This is a genomic window from Entomohabitans teleogrylli (assembly GCF_001484765.1).
Lineage (GTDB): Bacteria > Pseudomonadota > Gammaproteobacteria > Enterobacterales > Enterobacteriaceae > Entomohabitans > Entomohabitans teleogrylli.
On sequence record NZ_KQ947376.1, the window covers coordinates 631,348 to 653,168 of the forward strand.

At 54.2% G+C, this 21,821-nt stretch carries 23 protein-coding genes and 2 pseudogenes; 12 read left to right on the forward strand and 13 right to left on the reverse strand.

Features of this window, described 5'->3' with window-relative positions; genetic code table 11:
- Position 1 precedes the first annotated feature (1 nt).
- Both nqrE and AQ981_RS02890 read left to right on the forward strand, forming a co-directional pair.
- On the forward strand, positions 2 to 607 hold the full coding sequence (gene nqrE / locus AQ981_RS02885) for an NADH:ubiquinone reductase (Na(+)-transporting) subunit E (RefSeq protein ID WP_058910231.1): 606 nt from the start codon (positions 2 to 4) through the stop codon (positions 605 to 607).
- Positions 608 to 693: 86 nt separating this feature from the next.
- Complete coding sequence (locus AQ981_RS02890) at positions 694 to 906, forward strand: KTSC domain-containing protein (protein WP_058910334.1); 213 nt, start codon at positions 694 to 696, stop codon at positions 904 to 906.
- A gap of 131 nt (positions 907 to 1,037) precedes the next feature.
- On the opposite strand, the gene AQ981_RS02895 is transcribed toward AQ981_RS02890, so the two are convergent.
- Positions 1,038 to 1,703: a helix-turn-helix domain-containing protein gene (locus tag AQ981_RS02895; protein ID WP_058910232.1), complete on the reverse strand. Its 666-nt coding sequence runs from the start codon at positions 1,701 to 1,703 to the stop codon at positions 1,038 to 1,040.
- Between the two features lie 678 nt (positions 1,704 to 2,381).
- Between AQ981_RS02895 and ttcA the strand changes: the two genes are divergently transcribed.
- On the forward strand, positions 2,382 to 3,317 hold the full coding sequence (gene ttcA, locus AQ981_RS02900; RefSeq protein WP_058910233.1) for a tRNA 2-thiocytidine(32) synthetase TtcA: 936 nt from the start codon (positions 2,382 to 2,384) through the stop codon (positions 3,315 to 3,317).
- Positions 3,318 to 3,668: 351 nt separating this feature from the next.
- Here ttcA and AQ981_RS27555 read toward each other — a convergent pair whose 3' ends face one another.
- The 3 genes from AQ981_RS27555 to AQ981_RS02910 form a co-directional block, all read right to left on the reverse strand.
- Positions 3,669 to 3,905: a hypothetical protein gene (locus tag AQ981_RS27555; RefSeq protein WP_071608785.1), complete on the reverse strand. Its 237-nt coding sequence runs from the start codon at positions 3,903 to 3,905 to the stop codon at positions 3,669 to 3,671.
- Between the two features lie 104 nt (positions 3,906 to 4,009).
- The gene (gene zntB, locus AQ981_RS02905) at positions 4,010 to 4,993 is read right to left on the reverse strand and encodes a zinc transporter ZntB (RefSeq protein ID WP_058910234.1); all 984 of its coding nucleotides are present in this window, start codon (positions 4,991 to 4,993) and stop codon (positions 4,010 to 4,012) included.
- Positions 4,994 to 5,178: 185 nt separating this feature from the next.
- Entirely contained in the window at positions 5,179 to 5,592 is a 414-nt protein-coding gene (locus AQ981_RS02910; RefSeq protein ID WP_058910235.1) for a DUF2000 domain-containing protein, read from the reverse strand.
- A 129-nt stretch (positions 5,593 to 5,721) separates the two neighbouring features.
- Between AQ981_RS02910 and AQ981_RS02915 the strand changes: the two genes are divergently transcribed.
- The 6 genes and pseudogenes from AQ981_RS02915 to AQ981_RS25650 all read left to right on the forward strand — a co-directional run.
- On the forward strand, positions 5,722 to 6,198 hold the full coding sequence (locus tag AQ981_RS02915) for an Lrp/AsnC family transcriptional regulator (protein WP_058910236.1): 477 nt from the start codon (positions 5,722 to 5,724) through the stop codon (positions 6,196 to 6,198).
- A gap of 48 nt (positions 6,199 to 6,246) precedes the next feature.
- Complete coding sequence (locus AQ981_RS02920; protein ID WP_058910237.1) at positions 6,247 to 7,128, forward strand: oxygenase MpaB family protein; 882 nt, start codon at positions 6,247 to 6,249, stop codon at positions 7,126 to 7,128.
- A 284-nt stretch (positions 7,129 to 7,412) separates the two neighbouring features.
- Positions 7,413 to 8,792 (forward strand): DASS family sodium-coupled anion symporter, encoded by a 1,380-nt coding sequence (locus AQ981_RS02925; RefSeq protein WP_058910238.1) that lies wholly within the window; start codon positions 7,413 to 7,415, stop codon positions 8,790 to 8,792.
- A 364-nt stretch (positions 8,793 to 9,156) separates the two neighbouring features.
- A complete protein-coding gene (locus tag AQ981_RS02930; protein WP_058910239.1) occupies positions 9,157 to 9,390 on the forward strand; it encodes a hypothetical protein in 234 nt (77 codons plus the stop codon).
- A gap of 573 nt (positions 9,391 to 9,963) precedes the next feature.
- Positions 9,964 to 10,128 (forward strand): annotated as a pseudogene (locus AQ981_RS02935) (LysR family transcriptional regulator); the annotation flags it as partial.
- A gap of 6 nt (positions 10,129 to 10,134) precedes the next feature.
- Positions 10,135 to 10,310, forward strand: a pseudogene (locus AQ981_RS25650) (oxidoreductase); the annotation flags it as partial.
- Between the two features lie 115 nt (positions 10,311 to 10,425).
- Here AQ981_RS25650 and AQ981_RS02940 read toward each other — a convergent pair.
- Positions 10,426 to 12,048 carry a peptide ABC transporter substrate-binding protein gene (locus tag AQ981_RS02940; protein WP_058910241.1) on the reverse strand — a complete coding sequence of 541 codons (1,623 nt, stop codon included), beginning with the start codon at positions 12,046 to 12,048 and terminating at the stop codon, positions 10,426 to 10,428.
- A gap of 239 nt (positions 12,049 to 12,287) precedes the next feature.
- On the opposite strand from AQ981_RS02940, the gene mpaA reads away from it, so the two are divergent.
- Positions 12,288 to 13,001 carry a murein tripeptide amidase MpaA gene (gene mpaA, locus AQ981_RS02945; RefSeq protein WP_058910242.1) on the forward strand — a complete coding sequence of 238 codons (714 nt, stop codon included), beginning with the start codon at positions 12,288 to 12,290 and terminating at the stop codon, positions 12,999 to 13,001.
- Here the strand turns inward: mpaA and ycjG are convergent.
- Positions 12,989 to 13,957 (reverse strand): L-Ala-D/L-Glu epimerase, encoded by a 969-nt coding sequence (gene ycjG, locus AQ981_RS02950; RefSeq protein WP_058910243.1) that lies wholly within the window; start codon positions 13,955 to 13,957, stop codon positions 12,989 to 12,991. The two genes, mpaA and ycjG, sit on opposite strands and share 13 nt — an antisense overlap.
- Positions 13,958 to 14,171: 214 nt before the next feature.
- Here ycjG and tpx point away from each other — a divergent pair, with 214 nt between their 5' ends.
- A complete protein-coding gene (gene tpx, locus AQ981_RS02955; RefSeq protein ID WP_058910244.1) occupies positions 14,172 to 14,678 on the forward strand; it encodes a thiol peroxidase in 507 nt (168 codons plus the stop codon).
- 78 nt (positions 14,679 to 14,756) lie between these two features.
- On the opposite strand, the gene tyrR is transcribed toward tpx, so the two are convergent.
- The 7 genes from tyrR to pspA all read right to left on the reverse strand — a co-directional run bounded on the left by tyrR (position 14,757) and on the right by pspA (position 20,559).
- Positions 14,757 to 16,322, reverse strand: coding sequence for a transcriptional regulator TyrR (tyrR, locus tag AQ981_RS02960; protein WP_058910245.1), 1,566 nt, complete (start codon positions 16,320 to 16,322; stop codon positions 14,757 to 14,759).
- A gap of 128 nt (positions 16,323 to 16,450) precedes the next feature.
- Entirely contained in the window at positions 16,451 to 17,509 is a 1,059-nt protein-coding gene (locus tag AQ981_RS02965) for a YcjF family protein (RefSeq protein WP_058910246.1), read from the reverse strand.
- Positions 17,506 to 18,903 (reverse strand): YcjX family GTP-binding protein, encoded by a 1,398-nt coding sequence (locus AQ981_RS02970; RefSeq protein WP_058910247.1) that lies wholly within the window; start codon positions 18,901 to 18,903, stop codon positions 17,506 to 17,508. Before AQ981_RS02970 ends, AQ981_RS02965 begins: the two co-directional genes overlap by 4 nt.
- Positions 18,904 to 19,000: 97 nt before the next feature.
- Positions 19,001 to 19,225: a phage shock protein PspD gene (gene pspD / locus AQ981_RS02975; RefSeq protein WP_058910248.1), complete on the reverse strand. Its 225-nt coding sequence runs from the start codon at positions 19,223 to 19,225 to the stop codon at positions 19,001 to 19,003.
- A gap of 23 nt (positions 19,226 to 19,248) precedes the next feature.
- Positions 19,249 to 19,608 carry an envelope stress response membrane protein PspC gene (pspC, locus tag AQ981_RS02980; protein ID WP_058910249.1) on the reverse strand — a complete coding sequence of 120 codons (360 nt, stop codon included), beginning with the start codon at positions 19,606 to 19,608 and terminating at the stop codon, positions 19,249 to 19,251.
- Positions 19,608 to 19,835 carry an envelope stress response membrane protein PspB gene (gene pspB / locus AQ981_RS02985; protein ID WP_058910250.1) on the reverse strand — a complete coding sequence of 76 codons (228 nt, stop codon included), beginning with the start codon at positions 19,833 to 19,835 and terminating at the stop codon, positions 19,608 to 19,610. Before pspB ends, pspC begins: the two co-directional genes overlap by 1 nt.
- Before the next feature lie 55 nt (positions 19,836 to 19,890).
- Positions 19,891 to 20,559, reverse strand: a complete 669-nt coding sequence (gene pspA, locus AQ981_RS02990) for a phage shock protein PspA (RefSeq protein WP_058910335.1) — start codon at positions 20,557 to 20,559, stop codon at positions 19,891 to 19,893.
- A gap of 155 nt (positions 20,560 to 20,714) precedes the next feature.
- Here pspA and pspF point away from each other — a divergent pair, with 155 nt between their 5' ends.
- Positions 20,715 to 21,731 carry a phage shock protein operon transcriptional activator gene (pspF, locus tag AQ981_RS02995; protein WP_161969152.1) on the forward strand — a complete coding sequence of 339 codons (1,017 nt, stop codon included), beginning with the start codon at positions 20,715 to 20,717 and terminating at the stop codon, positions 21,729 to 21,731.
- Positions 21,732 to 21,821: the final 90 nt, after the last annotated feature.

Consider the following 21,821-nt stretch of genomic DNA (forward strand, 5'->3'; position numbering starts at 1 on the left):
GATGAATGTGTTCGAAAACCACCTGAATATTTTTATTCGGGCCGTCTTCGTCGAAAATATGGCGTTAAATTTTTTCCTTGGTATGTGCACTTTCCTTGCCATCTCAAAAAAGATTGATACTGCTTTCCGGCTTGGACTTACCGTTACGGCCCTACTGGCCATTGCCACCCCGGTGAACAATCTCATTTATACTTTGGTACTGCGTGAAAATGCCCTGATTGATGGCGTCGATCTCAGCTTTCTTGATTTCATCACCTTTATTGGCGTACTGGCGGCGCTGGTTCAGATCCTCGAAATGGTCACCGATCGGTTTATGCCGGCGTTACACCATGCGCTGGGCGCCTTTCTTCCCCTGCTGACGATTCATTGCGCTATCTTTGGCGCGACCATTTTTATGGTCCAGCGCGAATACACATTCAGCGAATCGTTCACTTACGGCACCGGATGTGGACTGGGGTGGTTGCTGGCGATTGTCGCCATGGCAGGCATCAGAGAGAAGATGAAATATTCGAAAATGCCCGACGGACTGAAAGGGCTCGGCAGTGTGTTTATGACCGCGGGCCTGATGTCGCTGGGCTTTATGTCCTTTTCCGGTATTACGCTGTAAAAAAGTTATCAGCAGCATATTGCGCCAGCGAATATCCATAGTGGATGATTATCGCTACCCTGCTCATCCACTATGGAAAACTGCCGATGCGCCACCAGCCGGTCAAATCATCGCGAATCGCTTCTGTTGCTTACAACCCCAGAACCAGCACTCTGGAGGTCTATTTTCTCGATAAAAGCCTCTGGGAATATCGCCAGGTCCCGGAACGGGTATTCCACGACTTCCTGCGGGTGGTGTCCAAAGGGCGTTTTTATGATGGTGTTATCAAAGGCAAGTATCCCGAACGCCAGCTGGGGTAGTATCCTGTCATCGAAGACGTCCCCCCTGGATTTATTAATCACGAATCAAATGCCTGGCGCTTTTATTTAAGGAAAAATTGGTCGCCCGCAGGGGGAATAATACGCGAATAAATATCTCGCCAGCTATATAATCAAGTCCCGTTCTGGAAGTTTAAATTTACTCCCCCTCCTGTTCCCTGCTGTAAACTATGCATCCCCTGCAGGCTATGAACACCTAATTTACTAAACACTCTGGCGCGATGGGTATAAACGGTTTTAGGGCTTAGCTGTAATTTCTGGGCAATATCATTAATGCGTTTTCCTTTCAGAATCAGGCGAATGATTTCACGTTCCCGACTGGTGAAATCTGAGAAAAGCGCTTTATTATTATCATGTTCATTGTTAATGGCTTTAACAATAAAATCCAGCAATTTTCTTTTTATATTTTCTATCGGCATGTCTTTATGTAGACAGTAACGGGGGTCGAATACCATTTCACGGCGATCGGTAACCAGCATAACCGACTGAAAAATAGCCATATTTTTCATTACATCTAAAATATGCAGATTGCTGTCCATACGTACATCATAATCAGTAATAACCAACACTTTCTCACCCCGGGAGACAGTAGTGACGTCCATGTCGAACAAATTTTTATAATGAATCAGATTACAAAAATCAGAGCGTCGGGATAAAATCTCAGGCATCAATGAATTCAGTACGTGTTCCACCGCCAGCGCGAAAAAACTATCATGCGTGATAAGAACTACCTTTAATTCATTACATTCCTGAGGGTTATTATCGGGATGCAAAGTCATTATTAGTCTCCTTTGACGCCAGGATACAGGCACAGTAATAATCTGTTTATATGCCGATGACCTGGTGGTAAATTTAAGTTCCGCTTGATGGCAAAAACCTTATCATCATTCCTGACCAGATGTTCAAATTTTACCTAACTTCAATTCCGGACAAATAGAAAATTCTTAGGTGTAAGTTCTTATTAAAAATTTACACGACTGGTTTAGTTAATATTTATTATTATAAAAATCGCCACCTGCTATATAACAAAATAAAAACAGATGTGATCTCAATGAAAAGAGCTTGCAAATAAATAAGGTTAACTTGCGCAACAAAAAATTGACATGCCAGCGCCCTATTTTTCCGGCAGTCCGGCATAACGCCCTGAGACTATCTGCTGAGGCACACCCTGAAATCAAAATCAAACATAAAAACCATTACCGACGCCCAAACAACACCAGGATTTTTCAGCAGCGCCTGGCCTTTGGGTCTGAGCGGTGTTTTTGCCTCAGGACAGCGCTAATCAGCAAAACTCGCTGGAATTCGCCGCCGTAATCCGTACCATACGCCCACAGACTTTTGCCTGCGGGCGGGCGCCGGTTAAACCGACAACCAGCGAGCATGTCCGGGTTGCGGACGCTAAACTGATACGATAACAGCGCTTCTTTATGTCCACCGAGGTTCCGAGACAGTAAATAATGCCAGATAATCAAGATATTAGCAGAAAAGAACACTACAATCTGAATAAGCTTCACAAACGCTTGCGACGCAACGTCGGCGAAGCCATTGCCGACTTTAATATGATTGAAGAAGGCGATCACATCATGGTGTGTTTGTCCGGCGGTAAGGACAGTTACACCATGCTGGAAATTCTGCGCAATCTGCAACACAGCGCGCCGATCTCCTTCAGCCTGGTGGCGGTTAATCTCGATCAGAAGCAGCCCGGCTTCCCGGAGCATATTTTACCGCAGTATCTGGATAACCTTGGCGTGGAGTACAAAATCGTTGAGGAAAATACCTACGGCATTGTGAAAGAGAAAATCCCCGAGGGGAAAACCACCTGCTCGCTGTGTTCCCGCCTGCGGCGCGGTATTCTTTATCGCACCGCCAGCGAACTGGGCGCCACCAAAATTGCGCTGGGGCACCACCGCGACGATATTCTGCAAACGCTGTTCCTGAATATGTTTTACGGCGGCAAGATGAAAGGTATGCCGCCAAAACTGATGAGCGATGACGGCAAACACATCGTGATTCGCCCGCTGGCCTACTGCCGGGAAAAAGATATTGAGCGTTTTGCCCAGGCCAAAGGGTTTCCGATCATCCCCTGCAACCTGTGCGGCTCGCAGCCCAATCTACAGCGCCAGGTTATCGCCGACATGTTGCGCGACTGGGATAAGCGCTATCCGGGGCGGATCGAAACCATGTTCAGCGCTATGCAAAACGTGGTCCCCTCGCATTTGTGCGACACCACCCTGTTTGATTTCGCCGCCATACAGCACGGCAGCGCAGTTGTTGACGGAGGCGATCTGGCATTCGATCGTCAGGAGATTCCGTTACAGCCGAGCGGCTGGCAGGCGGAAGATGATGACCATCCGGCGCCGCTGGAGCGTCTGGACGTTATTGAGATTAAATAACCCGCCGCGCATATCGCGCTCCTTCCGGGGGCGATATGCGCATGCTTACCCGCTTTTAACCGCCAGGCTGTTTATCTGCCCGGTAAGCGTTTTCGGCTACTTTTTGCTGACAAATAAAAAGCAAAAAATAGCGTCGCACAATTTCACTGCCCCGAGAAAACACAGGATAATCACCAGCGGCACCGAGATACGCTCAGGAGCGGAATACCAGGCGGTCAGCAAAACACTGGCGCCCCCAGCAGTGAACCGGCAATTAAAATTGCCGGGAGAATGATCCAGACTCTGATTATTTTAAGCATATGAAGCCGCCCTTTAATGAATGTTCATCCGTGTATTGTGCAAAATGTACCATCAGTTCTGGCTGGTGATGAAAATTACGATCATTTGTTCACCAGACAGCATCACGCATCCAGCATATTTATGTGCTGATTGACGGCAGCATTCAGATTTCGACCATGAAACGGCCAGATAACAGGCAAAAAAAGCCGGCTGTTGAGCCGGCGTCGTACGAATCAATTGTGCTATGCAGTAATTCAAAAAAGGAAGTAAGACAATATGGAGCGCAACGCCCATCGCTTGACGTTGCATTCACCTGCGGGATCGATATTGCACCTGACGGCGGCTTTTTTTATTGATATCGCTCAAAGTTGCAGCCGTTTTTCCCGCCGGGGCGGTTGGTTAAAACGTAATTTTTACAACCATTTACTACGATGCAACCACCAGATAACACCGCCAATCAATACTACCAACATTATGCAAAACAGGCTGAAGCCAAAATTCCAGCCGCCACCGGGGATTCCCCCCAGATTAACGCCAAACAGTCCGGTCAGAAAAGTGGTAGGTAAAAAAACCATCGCCATCAGCGACATGGTATAGGTCCGTCGGGTCAGAGACTCCTGCATCACCTGGGTTATCTCGTCTGACATAATGGCGGTACGCGAAATACAGGCATCAATCTCATCCAGCCCGCGCCCCAGCCGGTCAGCGATATCCTGCATCCGCCGCCGCTGATCGTCGCTCATCCAGCTCAGTCGTTCGCTGGCCAGCCGGGCATAAACATCACGCTGGGGCGCCATATAACGGCGCATGACGATAAGCTGTTTGCGAATCAGCGCCAGATACCCGCGCGGCGGAATCTGCTGATCCATCAGGTTATCCTCTAAATCGATAATTTTATCGTGCAAAGATTCAATGAATTCGCTGGCGTGATCGGTTAATGCATCGCAAACATCCACCAGCCAGCCGCCGCAATCCAGCGGACCGGTGCCGGCATTTAGATCGGCAATCACATCATCCAGCGCCAGCACCTGGCGCTGACGGGTGGAAATAATCATCCGCTCGTCCATATACAGCCGCATGGCCACCAGTTGATCCGGACGCTCATCGGTGCTGCCGTTAATACAGCGCAGGGTTAACAGCGTCCCTTCCCCCATCCGATTAACCCGCGGCCGGGTACTGTCCCCTGCCAGCGCATCGCGTACCGAGTCAGGAATCAGCGGCGTCTTCGCCAGCCACTCTGCGCTGGCGCTCTGGGTATAATTGAGATGTAGCCAGCAGGGATGCGCCTGATCGATCAGCGCATCATCTTCAATGGGCGTCACGCCCCCTTTGCCATCCAGTTGCAATGCGAAAACCGCATCGGGAACATTCAATTCAGCCCCTTTAATGACATCCACAGCATGACCTCCTGGTTACTGTTCATGATGTCAGTCTAGCTATCTGCAAAGGTTAATCAACGCAAGTCATATGAAATTCCTCAGTAAAAGGCGCCGGAGAATCCATACCGTTAAGCGCGCAGGAGGTCCTGCGGCGCTGGCGGGAACCGACAACCGTAGACCCCCTCACGGTCACCGGCAATAAACTAGCGCAGCAGCTTCAGCGAGCCGGTCAACGACTTCACCCATTTACGCGGCCCGCACAGGCCAATGCCATCCAGCGTTTGTTCCGCAAGGACGGTTTCCGGCAGGCGCTGTTGATAGTCTTCAAACTGGTGCAGGCTGCGCGTAAAGGTCGGGAATGGCACGATAACCTTCTGCTCATCAGACCCTCCAGCTTTGCCGAACAACACCTGTAACTCGTCATCGGTAGCCTGCAATACCGGCATCGGTAACCGGGAGCTGACGCTGAAACGCAACCCGGTTTTATCGCTGGCCTCTCCCCCTAACAGCTCCGGAAAGCGAGCTCCCAGCCCCGCGGCGATGGTTCCCACGGTATTAGCCACCAGCCCCGCCGGCATTGACGGATTGACAATAATCGCAACAGCATAATCACTCATTTTCATCTCCTTGTCTCAGTGCCAACAGTGTGTCATGAGCGCAGTGGAAATATTTTTTTCATTTCCCGGAAAAGGGGCGTAAAAAGGAAAATCAATCCTGAAGAAAGCCAGAGAAAGGAATAAAAATTCATGAAAGCACAGAGGAACGATATTCTGTTACTGAGCGAGTTACAGAACGATGCCCGTCTGACCAATCAACAACTCGCCGAACGGGTAGCGATGTCCGCCACGCCCTGCTGGCGGCGCGTCAAGCAACTGGAGGAGTCCGGCGTGATTAGCGGCTACCACGCCCGGGTAGATCGTGAAAAACTGGGTCTCGGCATTCTGGCCTTTATTCGCGTCAAAATTGACAGCCATAACGAACAACAGGCCGGACGTTTTGAAAGCGAAGTCCGCCAGTTACGTCAGGTGATTGCCTGTTACGCCACCGGCGGCAGCGCTGATTTTTTACTCCAGGTGGTATGTCGCGATCTGGAAGCCTACTCCGATTTTGCGATGAAGGTGGTTCGCCGTTTACCGGGTATCAAAGAAATGGAAACCATGTTTGTTCTCAAAGAGATCAAACCCCTTTCCGGGCTGCCCGTCGATCTGGCACTGAATGGCTGACCTGGTATGATAGCCTTTTCAGCACACAAGCAGCCACGGTAAGGGATGATGAACAGTCTCCGGCAAAAAATCGCCAACAGTGTCCACAGTATCAGCGGCGTCGGCTTAGGTAATTTTGTGCTCGATGCCCCGCCCGGCGAACCCGGTCTGTATCCCCCGAACGGTATTGTCTGGCGGGTTAATAGCGATTTCACCGCCATGCTGTGCGGCGGTATCAGCGCGTTATTACTGCAGATGCTGCACCCGCTGGCGCTGGCCGGCGTCTGGGATCATTCAAATTTTCGCCACGATATGACCGGACGCCTGCGTCGCACCAGTCAGTTTATCGCCGTCACGACCTTTGGCACCCGCGCCGATGCGCAAATGCTGATTCGCCAGGTCAGAGCCATCCACGATCGCGTCACTGGCGTGGATAACCAGGGCGTCGCCTACTCCGCAAACGACCCACAGTTGCTCACCTGGGTGCACGTTGCGGAAGTGAGCAGTTTCCTGAGCGCCCACCTGCGTTATTGCAACCCTGACCTGAGCCTGCAGGAACAGGATAGCTATTTGCGCGACTCCGCCAGAGTGGCGATTGCCCTCGGCGCCCGGGATGTCCCCAGGTCGCGTGCCGAAGTAGCGGACTATTTTACGCAGTTACGGCCACAGTTGCGTTGCGATGAACGCACCCGGGAAGTGATGCAGTTATTGCTTAACGCGCCGGCGCCCGTTGCCGCCGCGCGACCGGTTACCAAAGCTTTTATGCTGGCGGCCAGCGATCTTTTACCTCGCTGGGCGCAAGAGATGGCGGGACTAAAGGCGTCTCCCTTGCGGCGGCGCCTGTCCCGACAGACCATCCACGCTGTCGCAGGCGTATTGCGCTGGGCTGTACAGAATGGCGCTTATCACCGCGCCTGTCGGCGGATGGGAATCACCCCCGTCATACGGTAACGATTGCTAAATATTCCTGACGCAATATCTTCCCGTTGTCAGGGAAAAATCCTGGTATTAAGCCATATATTGTGGCTTTTCATCTTGTTATGATGATTTTGTATGATATATCAGTAGCGGGAAAAAGGATGACATACTGCACATTTTTTAACTCCCTCACCCCTAAAACCGGCTGCTGGCCTCTCGTTTTTGGCACCGGGCTGTTTTATGACTGTCGGTAGTCGGTATAGTTAACACACTGTTTCGGATGTTAACAAACAGATACAATAAGACAGGAGAGCGTCATGGAAGTAACCCCTCTGGCTAATGCAATGATTAGTCCCCCCTCACGCCGCGGCCTGATGATTCTTGCCGTCGATGTTGTTTTGCTGATTTTACTGCTTAATTTTCTCCCCTATGACGAGAAAGCTAACACCGGGCTGGCACTGATGGTCTTTATCGGCGTGTTATGGCTGACAGAAGCCATTCATGTCACGATCACTGCCTTATTAATTCCTATTCTGGCGATTTTGTTTGGCATCCTTGATGCCAGTAACGCGTTAAAATCGTTTTCTAACCCCATTATCTTCCTGTTCTTTGGCGGCTTTGCGCTGGCGACCGCGCTACACGTTCAGGGGCTGGATCGCCTGATCGCCAACCGCCTGCTGCTGCTGGCGAAAGGCAAGATGTCGGTAGCGGTCATGGTCCTGTTTGGCGTTACCGCCGGTCTGTCAATGTGGATCAGTAATACTGCGACGGCGGCAATGATGCTGCCTCTGGCGCTGGGGATCCTTTCTAACCTCGATCGCGAGCGTGAAAGAAACACCTTCGTCTTTATCCTGCTGGGCATTGCCTATAGCGCCAGTATCGGCGGTCTGGGAACCCTGGTGGGCAGCCCGCCTAACGCCATTGCCGCCGCGCAGTTGGGTATCGACTTCTTCACCTGGATGAAGTTTGGTATTCCGGTCATGCTGGTGATGATGCCGCTGATGGTCGGAATGATGTATCTGATGCTCCGCCCCAACCTGAACTATCAGGTGGAGATTTCCGTCGAGAAAATGGAATGGACGCCGATGCGTCTGATCACCATGGGTATCTTCGCGTTAACCGTGGTGTGCTGGATTTTCAGTAACCCAATCAGCGAATTCTTTGGTGGCATTTCACAGTTTGACTCGCTGGTGGCTATCACCGCGGCAGTACTGATCGGCGCCAGCGGCGTTGCAAGCTGGAACCAGATTCAGGACAACACTGAATGGGGCGTACTGATGCTGTTTGGCGGCGGTCTGACGCTGAGTATTATCCTTCAGGGCTCCGGCGCCAGCGTCATCATGGCCAACGGCATTGCCGATGTGTTTGGCGCCAGTCACTGGTTCATCATTATGGTGGCGGTAGCGACATTCATCATCTTCCTGACGGAATTTACCAGTAATACCGCCAGCGCCGCGCTGCTGGTGCCGATTTTCGCCACCGTCGCCCAGGCGCTGGGGATGCCGGAAGCACTGCTGACGCTGATCATCGGTTTCGGCGCTTCCTGCGCCTTTATGCTGCCGGTCGCCACGCCGCCAAATGCCATTGTTTACGGCTCCGGTCACATCAAGCAAAAAGAGATGGTCCGGGTGGGCTTCGTGCTTAACCTGGTCAGTATCGCCGTTGTATCCGGTTTCGCCTGGTTCTTCTGGCACTGATACCAAATATGCCCCGGGAAACCGGGGCTATTTTTACGTCTCATTCCCACCCGCATTATCCCCCGTTAACAAGACAATCGAATGCCCTTGGTTTTATCATTTTTCTGTAAAATAAATAGTGATTCTCCCCTGTGGGATCACCGATGATAAATATCACTCACAGAGACAAACACCCCCATTTATAAATAGCCGAAACCCATTCATCATTTTAATTAAACAGCTTACCAAATAATAATGAAAGAAAATAATGCGCTGTATGATAAAGCTTTTCTTTTACATCCTTTTATCTGTAGAATATGCCCGGCCGCATGCTTCATACGGCCAGTTGAATTTATCAAATGAAATATTAAAATAAGGATTTTATATGAGACAGTTATCTCAGTCTGAAATGGAATGCGTGAACGGCGCAGGTAATATTCAACATATATTTGCTATTTTTGCGACTAAACTCGCTAATATGGCAGGTGTTCCGCCTGAAAGAACCTCTCAGCAAGATATGGTGGATGGATTCCTGAATATCGGTAAGCAAGTTGAAAAATTCCTGCTCAGCCTCCCGCTAATTGGTTCCTTCTTATCCATAATTAATAAAGATGATTAATACTTTCCCCCGGTATTGCCGGGGGGTTTCAGTTAGCGGTTTTAGCGAAACGTTGAACACGCCAAAACCAACAGACTATTATAACTGGTCATTTCATAGCTATTGGCGCCATCGCACAGACCTGGCTGGTATACGATGTTATACTCTCCCCTGAGTCGCTCTGCTGACCCATCGCGCCAAAAACCAAAGTGAGCAATCTGCTGTTTATCATTTCGCACTCCCGGATATTTTTAATACCTGATGCCAGAAAATTCTCCAGATAGCACGTTTTTAACTGATGAAATAATAGATTATTACCGCAACCGTTACTGCTCCCGGTATCAATCACAATAATATCGTCGGGAGTACACACGACCAGCGATGTATAGATAAAGAAATCAGATGGCGGCTCTCATCAGGAACCGCTGACCGGAGATGGTCTGGGTATATATTCGCTGCCGGAATGTGAATTTCATCTTCCGGGACTAAAAAGTAACACCGTCGTCTATCCGGTGATATTCATTACATAGTTGATTTATCAGAGTGACGTTCACTCGGCTTCTGACTGGAATAACGCTCAAATTAATTATCATGATGAAGGAAATCATCGAAAATGATTTCCGTCGGATAAATTTGAATCTACTGACGGTATTTCTGGTGTTATACCGGGAAACCAGCATCACCCGTACCGCAGAGATCCTGCATCCGGGGCAGCCCACCATCAGCGGGGCGCTGAAGCGACTGCGCAAGATATTCAACGGCTATACCAACGCCAACCCGGAAAGTGGCCCCCATGAAGCAACTGATGCACAGCTTTATGGCCATTAAACGACATGTACGTTCGGAAGAAAGTGGCGGGCATACTCGCATGGCTGGCAGGCCCGGAAGCTTCGTTGGTGACGGACGCAATACACACCATAGACGGCGCGTTTGGCGCATAATCGCATGATGGGGTTTCAGCCAGGAAGATGGTCAGCAGGAGAAACTGACGCTGTAAGCCGCGCCAGCCCCGGGTTTAGCGATGGTCACCTGACATCGGCAGGCAACCGGTCCGCGTCAGTGCTTAATAATGTACATCGTTCGGCTATAAGCCACATCCTCCGGGTTTTCGATCGGATATCCCTTCAACCATGGTTTGATCAACCGTCCGTTAGTGTACTGGTACACAGGGGCGATCGGCGCCTGCTGCGCAAGGATTTTCTCCGCCTCATTGTAATCTTTATTGCGCGCTTTATTGCTGGTCTCCTGGCTGGCCTGCTGGAGCAGCTTGTCATAGGCCGGATCGCTGAAACGTGAAATATTACCGCTGTGGCTGGACGTCAGCAGTGACAGAAACGTTGATGGCTCATTGTAGTCGCCCACCCATGAGGCGCGGATCACATCAAAGTTTCCACTATTGCGGCTGTCAATATAGGTTTTCCACTCCTGGTTTTGCAGTTTAACCTCCGCCCCCAGGTTCTGACGCCACATCGAAGCAACGGCAATCGCGATTTTCTGGTGATTCTCTGAGGTATTGTACAGCAGCGTGAGCTTAAGCGGCTTCTGCGGGCCATACCCGGCAGCCGCCAGCAGCGTCTTCGCCTGAGCGTTGCGCTCTTGCTGGGTCATATCCTCAAACAGCGACGGTTCCGGCGTAAAGCCGGCAGTCACGTCCGGAGTGAAGCGCCAGGCGGGTTTTTCGCCGGTTCCCAGCACTTTCTCCGCCATCAGCACTCTATCAATAGTCAGGCTCAGCGCCAGTCGCACCCGCTGATCGGCTGTCGGACCCTTTTGGGTATTAAACGCATAATAATAAGTGCCCAGTTGTGGCGGCGTGTAAACCTGGTCGGGGATATCCTTCAGCAATTTCTGATAGAGGTTCTTGGGGAAAGATTCGGTAATATCCAGATCACCCGCCAGATAACGCTTGGTGGCGGCGGATTCCTGATTAATCGGCAGGAAAGTGACCCGGCTGAGCACTGTTTTAGCGCTATCCCAGTAATGTTTATTGGGCTCCAGCACCAGCTTTTCATTCACCACTCTCTCACGCAGTACAAAAGCGCCGTTGCCTACCAGATGGCCGGGCTTCGTCCATTCGGCGCCGGATTCCGCTATCGCCGTTTCCGGCACCGGATACAGCGCGAAGTTGGCCGCCAGGCTCGGGAACCAGGGAACCGGCCTGTCCAGTTGAACGCGCAGTGTGGTGTCATTCACCGCCGTCACGCCGAGCTTATCCACCGGCAATTTACCATCAATTATGTCCTGGGCATTGTTAATCCCCGCCAGCGCGGCAAACCAGGAGAATGAGGAACTGACCTGTGGATCCACCAGCCGCCGCCAGCTATAAACAAAATCATGAGCGGTCACCGACGAACCGTCCGACCAGCGCGCATTATCACGCAGAGTAAAGGTCCAGTTACGATTATCATTGCTCTGCCACTTTGTCGCGACGCCGGGCACCAGTTCGCCTTTCTCATTCTGGTTTACCAGCCCCTCAAACAGATCGCGAATGACCTGAATTTCCGGCAGACCGACAGCTTTGGCCGGATCGAGCGATGCGGGCTCATCTTTAAGATGGCGAACCAGTTCCTGACGATCCGACAGCAGCGTTCCGGGCGGCACGTCCGCCGCATGTACGAATGCCGGGGTCGCGCTGCCCAACAGGAGCGCCAGACAGGTATAAAGAACGCTTTTTCTCATGGACTATCCTGAATATGATTGTTCATCAATAAGTTGCCGCCTGCTCCGGGGCCAAATGCCTGGCGCACCCGACATGTTTTATTCGTTATCTGTTGTATATCGCGCTCAGCTCAGACAAGCCCGACAAATATATCACGATTCCCGGCCTGCACCGCCGACATCCGTAGCACAATATCCGCATGCAATCTGCTGTCCGGGCTGCTTTAATGAAGCATTCTTGCCGACATTTAAGGTGCGCCATGGTCCCTTTCCGCCCCCGAACGCAGCGCGGCCCGCTTCCGGTTCATCCACAACAATATGGTCAATCAGCGCTGGGGGCCCCACTGCTCTGGTTTCCCGCTCCCGTGGAGGAACCGGGCAGCGGGTTGATTATTGCCGGCACCCATGGTGACGAAAATGCCGCGATGGTGGCGCTGTCCTGCGCCTTGCGCACTCTGTTGCCAGAATATCGCCGCCATCACGTGGTGATCGCCGTCAATCCGGATGGTTGCCAGTTGGGGCTACGCGCCAATGCTCATGGCGTCGACCTGAACCGCAACTTTCCCAGCGCCAACTGGCAGGCCGGCGAAACCGTCTACCGCTGGACCAGCTACGCCAGCGAGCGCGATGTGCTGCTCTCTACCGGCCATGCGCCGGGTTCTGAGCCGGAGACGCGCGCCCTGTGCCACCTGATTCATCAACTCGACCCGGCCTGGGTGGTGTCATTTCACGACCCGTTGGCCTGTATTGAAGATCCGCACAGTAGCGCGCTGGGAAAATGGATGGCAAACGCCTTTCATCTGCCGCTGGTGACCAGCGTGGGATACGCGACGCCCGGCTCTTTTGGTAGCTGGTGTGGCGAGATCGGTTTACCCTGCATCACCGCAGAGCTTCCGCCGATCTCCGCCGATGAAGCCATGGAGCGCTACCTGGAGCCAATGCTGCAACTGCTGTGCTGGCATCAGTCCGGGTAGAGCCGCCCAATGTCGAATCGTAGTCCCGGCTCCACGTCAACCGCCAGCCAGGTGGGGCCATCGAGATCGGCATACAACACTTCGCCGGCCAACGGCAGGGCTGCCGCAATCGCCCGCGAGGTACACAGCATACAGCCGAGCATCAGGCCAAACCCCTGCTCGCGGGCGGCCTGGGCCAGCGCCAGCGCTTCTGTCAGACCACCGGTCTTATCCAGCTTGAGGTTAACCATCTCATAGCGTCCGGTCAGCCCTTTGAGACTGCTGCGGGTATGGCAGCTTTCGTCCGCGCAGACCGGAAGCGGGTGAATAAAATTTTCCAGCGCCGCATCATCGCTGGCGGGTAGCGGCTGCTCAAGCATGGCGACACCAAGATCGGCCAGGAGCTGGCAGCGCGCCGCCAGCCCTTCCCCGTGCCAGGATTCGTTGGCATCGACAATCAACGTGGCCTCCGGCACCGCGCTGCGAATGGCCACCAACCGTTCGGCGATCAGGCGATCGTCGAGTTTAATTTTCAGCAAGCGGGCGCCCTTCTCCCATAACACCTGCGCCATACGCGCCATTTCCTGCGGCTCGCCGATCGTCACCGTTTGCGCCGTGACGACACTTTCCGGCAACCGCGCTTCCAGCAGTTCGTGCACGCTCATTCCCTGACGTCGTGCCTCATAATCCCACAGGGCGCAGTCCACAGCGTTGCGCGCTGCACCGGCGGGAAGCAGTTGCTGAACCTCCTGACGCGTGGCGCCTTTTTCCAGTTGCGGCAGCACGCTGGCTATCTGAGCGAGGACGGAATCCACGCTTTCGCCATAGCGCGGGTAAGGCGTACATTCCCCCGTCCCCCTGACCCCCTCCTGTTCAATTTCCACCACCACGACCCGCGCTTCACTGCGGCTACCGCGCGAAATGACAAATGGCGAATGCAGCGGCCATGATTCCGGATAGACTCTGACTGTTCTCATGGTAACTCCTGATGATCGGCCTGCGGTCAGTATACGTCAGCACAGCGGATGTGCCGGCGGTCCCCGGGGATATCTCTGCGCGCAACATTTTAGCGATCAATAAAAAGTAAAGTGATAACAATATATTAAAGACAGACACTTTTTTATATCCAGGCGCTTCATGATGGCATAGACTAGGGACGTGCGTTAACTATATGTAAACAGGAAGATAACCATGTCACAAACCGTTCATTTTCAGGGTAACCCTGTCTCCGTCGCCGGCCAGTTCCCGAAAACCGCCAGCCAGGCGCAGCCGTTTACCCTGGTCGCGAAAGACCTTTCCGACGTGTCGCTGACTCAATTTGCCGGGAAACGTAAAGTACTGAACATTTTCCCGAGCATTGATACCGGCGTCTGCGCCGCTTCTGTTCGTAAGTTCAACCAACTGGCGTCAGAACTGGAGAACACGGCTGTACTGTGCATCTCCGCGGACCTGCCTTTCGCCCAGTCACGCTTCTGCGGCGCTGAAGGCCTGAGCAATGTGACCACCCTGTCCACTCTGCGCAGTCCGTCCTTCCTGCAGGATTATGGCGTTGCCATTGCCGACGGGGCGCTGAAGGGCCTGGCGGCTCGCGCGGTGCTGGTTCTGAATGAGAAAGATGAAGTCATCTACGGCCAACTGGTGAATGAAATCACTCAGGAGCCTGATTATGACGCTGCGCTGGCGGCGCTGAAAGGGTAACAAAGCGCGTTACTCGCTGACTGGCCCCCGTCCGGGGGCCTGAATATCCTGCCGTGTTACTTCCCTGTCTCCGTGGTATTACGACTCTTCCGATTTGCGGTGGCTAAGCCCGTACTCGCGCAATTTATTAGCAATCGCGGTATGTGATACCCCAAGGCGTTTCGCCAGTTTGCGGGTACTGGGATAAGAGCGGTAAAGATGGGTCAGAACCGAACGTTCAAAGCGCCGGGTAATATCGTCCAGCGAGCCTTCCATCGTCTCTTCTCCGGGCGGTAGCGCTGCCGCGTCAAAATCAGGCAACAAAATGTCCTGCGGCCGTAGCTCATAACCTTCGTGCTGGGCCAGCGCCCGGTAAAGCGCATTTTTTAACTGCCGGACATTTCCCGGCCAGGCATAGCGAGTCAGCATCGCATTGAGATCGGTGGCAAGCTTCGGGCGAGGAACCCCCTGCTCATCAGCGAAGCGGGCAATAAACATTTCCGTCAGCGGCATAATATCCTGCGGACGATCGCGCAGCGGCGGCAGGTTCAGGGTCAGTACGTTGAGGCGATAATAGAGATCTTCGCGGAACAGTCCCTTCTGCACCAGCTCCACCAGATTTTTCTGGGTGGCGCAGATAACCCGCACATCCACATGCACCTCATGCTCTTCGCCTACCCGGCGGAATGTACCGTCATTGAGGAAGCGCAGCAGTTTGGCCTGCATGCGCGGCGACATCTCGCCAATTTCATCCAGTAACACAGAGCCGCCATTGGCCTGTTCGAAGAAGCCCTTTTTCCCCTCCTGAGCATTCGCCCAGGCGCCGGGGGCGTGGCCGAACAGTTCGCTCTCCACCGCGTCTTCCGGAATCGAGGCGCAGTTAAGGGCCAGATAAGGTTTCTGAGCCCGCGGACTTGCCAGGTGGCAGGCATGCGCCAGCAGATCTTTACCCGTACCGGTATCGCCGACGATCAACAGCGGCGCATTGAGCATTGCCAGTTTGCGCGCCTGCTCCACCACATGACGCATTGCCGGACTGACGGCAACAATCTGGCTGAAGGCCGATACATCCTGGGCGGAAATATTCTGCAGCTGGCGCCCCATTCTCACCGTCGAACGCAGCATCACCACAGCGCCGGCCAGTACCGGTTTACCGGCTTCTCCTTCCAGATGTACCGGTGTGATTTCCATCAGAAAATTTTGATTATTAATGACTACATGTTCGGTGTGGGAGGCTTGCGGCTCGCTTTCCAGCCAGCGCAGAAAATTGAAATCACCGATCAGGCTACCGGCATTATGATTGCGCAACCGCTCTTCACTGGCGCCAAACAGCAGGCAACTTGCCGGGTTAGCCAGCTCCAGTTTGCTCTTCATGTCGAGGGAAAAAACCGGCTCCGGCAGCGCTTCCAGCAGCGCGCTCAGGGCGCGATGCTCCCGCTCTGACGGCATCCACGGAACGGTCCGGACATCGGTGACGCCAGGAATACGACGGATTTCCGCCATCAGATTGCTGAAAGCGCTAAAATCCAGCGAGGCAAAATTGAGGTAAATTCGCCCGACAGGGTCTATCTCAATGCCCCGCAGGTCAATACTGCGTAGAACCAGTAGATCGAGGAGTTCACGGGTGAGACCAAGACGATCCTGACAAAAAACTTCGAGACGCATGAGAAACCTTCACTTACCGGGAAGCTATTCACAGGCAGGCATCATACCCCAGTTACCGCGCGGCAAGAAGCGATCTGTCAACATTCATTGACAGTGCGGCGGAAAAATGGACACGCCGCACGCCGGGACTAGGATGCGGCTTTGTTTTTGCTCTTCTGCAGGGTCTCTTTGAGCTGGCCGACTAACTGGCGGCGGAAATCCCCCAGGCGTGGTTTATCGTCCTCCAGCCACGGTAGCGGCCGGCATAACTCCATGGCTTTAATCCCCAGACGCGCGGTCAGCAAACCGGCGCCGAGCCCCTGCGCCGCCCGGGCTGAAACCCGCGCCGCCAGATCCTGGGACATCCAGTCCATGCCGATTTCACGCACCAGTTCGCTGGCGCCGGCAAAGGCAATGTTGACCAGTACCAGTCGGAACAAACGGATGCGGCTGTAATAACCCAGCTCAATACCATACAACGTGGCGATACGGTTGATCAGGCGTAAATTGCGCCAGGCGATAAACGCCATATCAACCAGCGCCAGCGGGCTGACAGCAATCATCAGGGTGGATTCCGCCGCGGAACGGTTGATCTCCCGACGCGCCTGGTTGTCCATTACCGGCTGCACGATACGCGCATACAGCGCCACCACTTCACGATCGTTTTGAGTTTCGTGGATTGCCGCATGCCAGCGTTGTAGCGCCGGATGCCCGTTATCCAGCCCCGCCTGGCGGGCAAGCTTTTCACAAAATGCCCGCGCCTGGCCAATACCGTGGCTGTGCAACAAATCCAGGGCTTCGTCACGCTCGGAAGCACGCTGACGCAGGCGCCACAGCCGACGCCATTCGCCGGCCACCGAACCGACGCCCGCCGCCACAATCAGCCCGCCGGCCACACAGCCGCCCAGGGCAATCCAGTCCTGAGTCACCCAGGCCTGATGGGCCCACTGAACGCCCTGAGCGACCACGCTGATACCGAACAACCCCAGCCCGGCGCCGACCATGCGCCGCCACAGGCTGCGTTTCGGGCGCAGCGCCTGCTCAACGGCCACTTCAGCCACGCCGTCCTGAGACTCTTCGCTTTCAACCACCGGCATAAACGCCGTCTCGCGCTGTTCGTCGAACGCCTGCGCCGCCCGGTAGTGTTCCTCGTGCTCCGCCTCCAGAGGCTGGGCAAAATCAATGCGCGGTTTCAGCGGTTCATTCATCGCAGTTTATCTCCCATTAAAAACTCCAGCGCCGCATCCATCCGGATATGCGGTAACGGGCGATCGACATCCATCACCCGCGGCCTGAAGGCCTCAAACTGAAAACCCTGGCTTTCCCAGAACGCGCTGCCCGGCAACCGCGGCGGCACCTCGCCCGGGTATACGGTAATCGGCTGATTGTCGCTCAGGCGGTGGCCGCGCAGAGCGGGAATTTTTTCACCATTCACATCCACCAACCCGCTCTCTGTCGCCTGTACCGACGCCAGCCCCATACAATCCATATCGATCCCTTCAAACGCCGCATTTTGCCAGGCGTCCTGAATAAGCTGCTGCAACAGCGACACCAGGTTGGCGTGCTGATCGGCAGTGATGTGATCCGCTTTAGTGGCGGCAAACAAGAGCTTATCAATAACCGGGGAGAACAGACGCCGGAACAACGTGCGCTGGCCGTAATGAAAACTCTGCATCAGCTGAGTCAGCGCCAGACGCATATCGTTAAATGCCTGTGGGCCGCTATTCAGCGGCTGCAGGCAGTCCACCAGCACAATCTGGCGGTCGAATCGTAAAAAATGGTCTTTATAGAATCCTTTGACTACTTTGTCGCAATAGTAGTCATAACGCGCCCGCAGCATACCGATATTCGAGTTTTTATCCGCCTGGGCAAGGCGTGATTCGCCGACTTCATCGACCTCCGGCCACGGAAAAAATTGCAATGCTGGCGCGCCGGCCAGATCGCCCGGTAATACAAAACGGCCCGGTTGAATAAAATGCAGCCCTTCACGCTTACAGCGCAGTAGATAATCGGTCCATGCCTCGGCAATTTCGGCAAGACGGTTTTCATCCGCCGGCGCCAGCGGATCCAGCCCGGCGCACAGGCTGCGCCACTGCGCTGCCCACTCGCCGCGCATACCGTGCAGCAGCCCGGTCATCTGCCGTGACCAGGTGAGGTAATTTTGCGCCAGCATCGGTAAATCGAGCAGCCATTCGCCCGGGTAATCGACAATTTCCAGGTAGAGCGTGGAGGTCTCGCGGAAGTGCCGCATCAGGGAATCCGACGAACGGTAGCGCAGCGCGAGGCGAATTTCGCTTACCCCGCGGGTCGGCGTCGGCCAGGCCGGCGGATCGCCGTACAGTTGCGCCATACCTTCATCATAAGTGAAACGGGGGATCCCCAGATCGCGCTGGGGAATTCGCTTCACCCCCAGCAGACGTTCTTCGCGCACCGCATTCAGCAACGGCAAACGCGCGCCGCTATGTACCGATAATAACTGATTCACCATGGCGGTGATAAATGCCGTCTTGCCGCTGCGGCTCAGGCCAGTCACCGCAATGCGCAAATGACGATCGACGCCCCGGTTCACCAGGGCCTGTAGTTCAGTTTTGATTCGCTTCATAACCGTCCTGTGTCAGCGCTTATCTTAATCCTGCCTGCGGCTATTATAGAGGGATGTGCGGCACAAAGGGAAAGCGCCAGGCTCTGCGCCCGGCGCGTTACTGAAAGCGGCGCGACAGACGGCGCGCCAGTCGCGATAAGATGGGTTCCAGCGCCACGGCCAGCGCCCATTTCACTGGCCGACGCGCTACCGATTTTACCGCCCATCCGGCAACGCCTGCCGGACCATAGCGCAGGGCGGCAATGATTAACAACCTCCCGGCCATCGCCGCCGCCGGTTTTGCCTTGCGCGCGGTACGAATAAAGCGGTTTTCAACAACCATGCCGACTCCTTAACTGACCGTATTCAAAGTTGGCGAAAGCGGCTACGCAGCGTGAAAGTATCCGACGTGATATAGCGCTCCATCGAACGCAATCGGGACTCGCTGGCCGCCAGGATATCATCTACCGCCTCCAGACGCTGGCGCGTGTTGGGCTGAGCGGATGCATTCATCTCCGCATCCGGCATCGGGTCCAGCGCAAACGTCAGCACGATATAGGCGACGATAGTGAAGAAAAACAGTCCGAAAAACAGCGACAGTATCACGATCAGACGCACCAGTTTTACCGGTACATCCAGATAGTCGGCAATACCGGCGCATACCCCTTTCAGCATCCCCTTCTGAGGAATACGCCACAGCTTCCGGTTACCCAGTCTTCCTGTCATTAATGGTTCCTCCAGTTGGGATGTTCCGCATCAAGGATCTGCTCCAGCGTGGCAATACGCTCGCGCATACGCTGGGCTTCTTCCGTGAGTTGCTGTAAACGCTGCTGGTCTGATGCCGACAGTTGCGACCCGCGATCCGCCCGATTGCTGTAATGCAGCCACAACCAGATGGGGGCGACGAACAGCATAAAAATGGATAGCGGAATAGCCAGAAAAATCGCGCTCATGTACTTGTGTACTCCTTACAGTGAAAGCAGCGGCGCCAGCCGCGCCGCCAGATCGTTACTCGCCGTCGCGCTGCATTTTGGCCTTCAGCGCCGCCAGTTGCTCGCTGATCTCATCATCAGCTTTCAGCTCGGCGAACTGCTGGTCGAGGCCTGGTTTTTTACCAAAGCGCTGACTTTCAGCTTCAGCTTCCATATGGTCGATACGGCGCTCAAATGATTCAAAACGCGCCATGGCTTCATCCAGTTTACCGCTGTCCAGCTGGCGGCGCACATCGCGGGATGAAGACGCGGCCTGGTGGCGCAGAGTCAGCGCCTGCTGGCGAGCGCGGGTTTCAGTCAGCTTGTTTTCCAGTTCGCCAATCTCTCTGCGCATCCGCTCCAGGGTTTCGTCCAGCGTCGCGGCTTCGTTTTCCAGAGAAGCGATCAGGGTGGTCAGCTTCTGTTTTTCGATCAGCGCTGAACGTGCCAGATCTTCTTTATCTTTACGCAGCGCCAGCTCCGCTTTTTCCTGCCATTCGGCCTGCTGGGCCAGAGCCTGCTCAATGCGGCGCGTCAGCTGTTTCTTTTCCGCCAGCGCGCGGGCGGAGGTGGAGCGAACTTCCACCAGCGTATCTTCCATCTCCTGAATCATCAGGCGCACCAGCTTTTGCGGATCCTCCGCTTTCTCCAGCAGTGCATTGATGTTGGCGTTTACGATATCGGCAAAGCGAGAAAAAATACCCATAATGTCATCCTCAATTAAACTCATCGCGGGGCTATCCCCCTTGCAGGTTCTTTAATACAAATTGCGTGCCAATTTTTTAATTAATTGAATAAAAAGGGATTGTTTAATTTTACCTCACCGCCATTTACAGGTAGAGTGGTGATTATCACTATCTTCTGGTTATTTTCATCATGATGGAATACAAAGATAATTTACTGGGCGAAGATAACGCCTTTCTGGAAGTCATCGAGCAGGTTTCCCGCCTTGCACCGCTCAATAAACCGGTGCTGGTTATCGGCGAACGCGGCACCGGCAAGGAGTTAATTGCCAACCGCTTGCACTTTCTCTCCCGCCGCTGGCAGGGGCCTTTCATCTCGCTGAACTGCGCGGCGCTCAATGAAAACCTGCTGGATTCAGAGCTTTTCGGCCATGAGGCAGGCGCCTTTACCGGCGCTCAGAAACGCCATCCCGGGCGCTTCGAGCGCGCCGACGGCGGTACGCTGTTCCTGGATGAACTGGCGACCGCCAGTACCCTGGTGCAGGAAAAGCTGCTGCGGGTTATTGAATATGGCGAACTGGAGCGGGTTGGCGGTAGTCAGGCGCTACAGGTCAATGTCCGCCTGGTCTGCGCCACTAACGCCAATTTGCCGGCGCTGGCGGAAGAAGGTAAATTCCGCGCTGACCTGCTCGACAGGCTGGCATTTGATGTCGTGCAACTCCCGCCGCTGCGCGAACGGCGCAACGACATTTTACTGCTGGCGGAGCAATTCGCCATTCAGATGTGCCGGGAGCTGGGTCTCCCGCTATTTCCCGGCTTCAGCGCCAGCGCCCGCGACGCGCTGTTGAGCTATGGCTGGCCGGGTAATATTCGCGAACTCAAGAATGTAGTGGAACGTTCAATATACCGCCACGGTACCGATGAGCGCGAGATTGATAACATTATTATCGATCCGTTTCGCCGCGCCCCGCTGCCCGCTGCCGGGCGTGCCGACGCTGGCGCGCCGCCGGGCGCGCTACCGGCCCTGCCGCTGGATTTGCGCCAGTGGCAACATAATCGCGAGCGGGATTTGCTGGAAGCCGCATTATCCCAGGCACGCTATAACCAGAAGCGCGCCGCGGAACTACTGGGACTGACCTATCACCAGATGCGCGCTATGCTGAAAAAACATGCGCTGGCGATTCACGATGCCTGATCCGCATTCTGTCGATAGCCAGCCACGCTGCGGTCGATAAAACAGCCAAACGTTGTCCGCCGCGTTGGGAACCAGGACAGAGTGCGATAC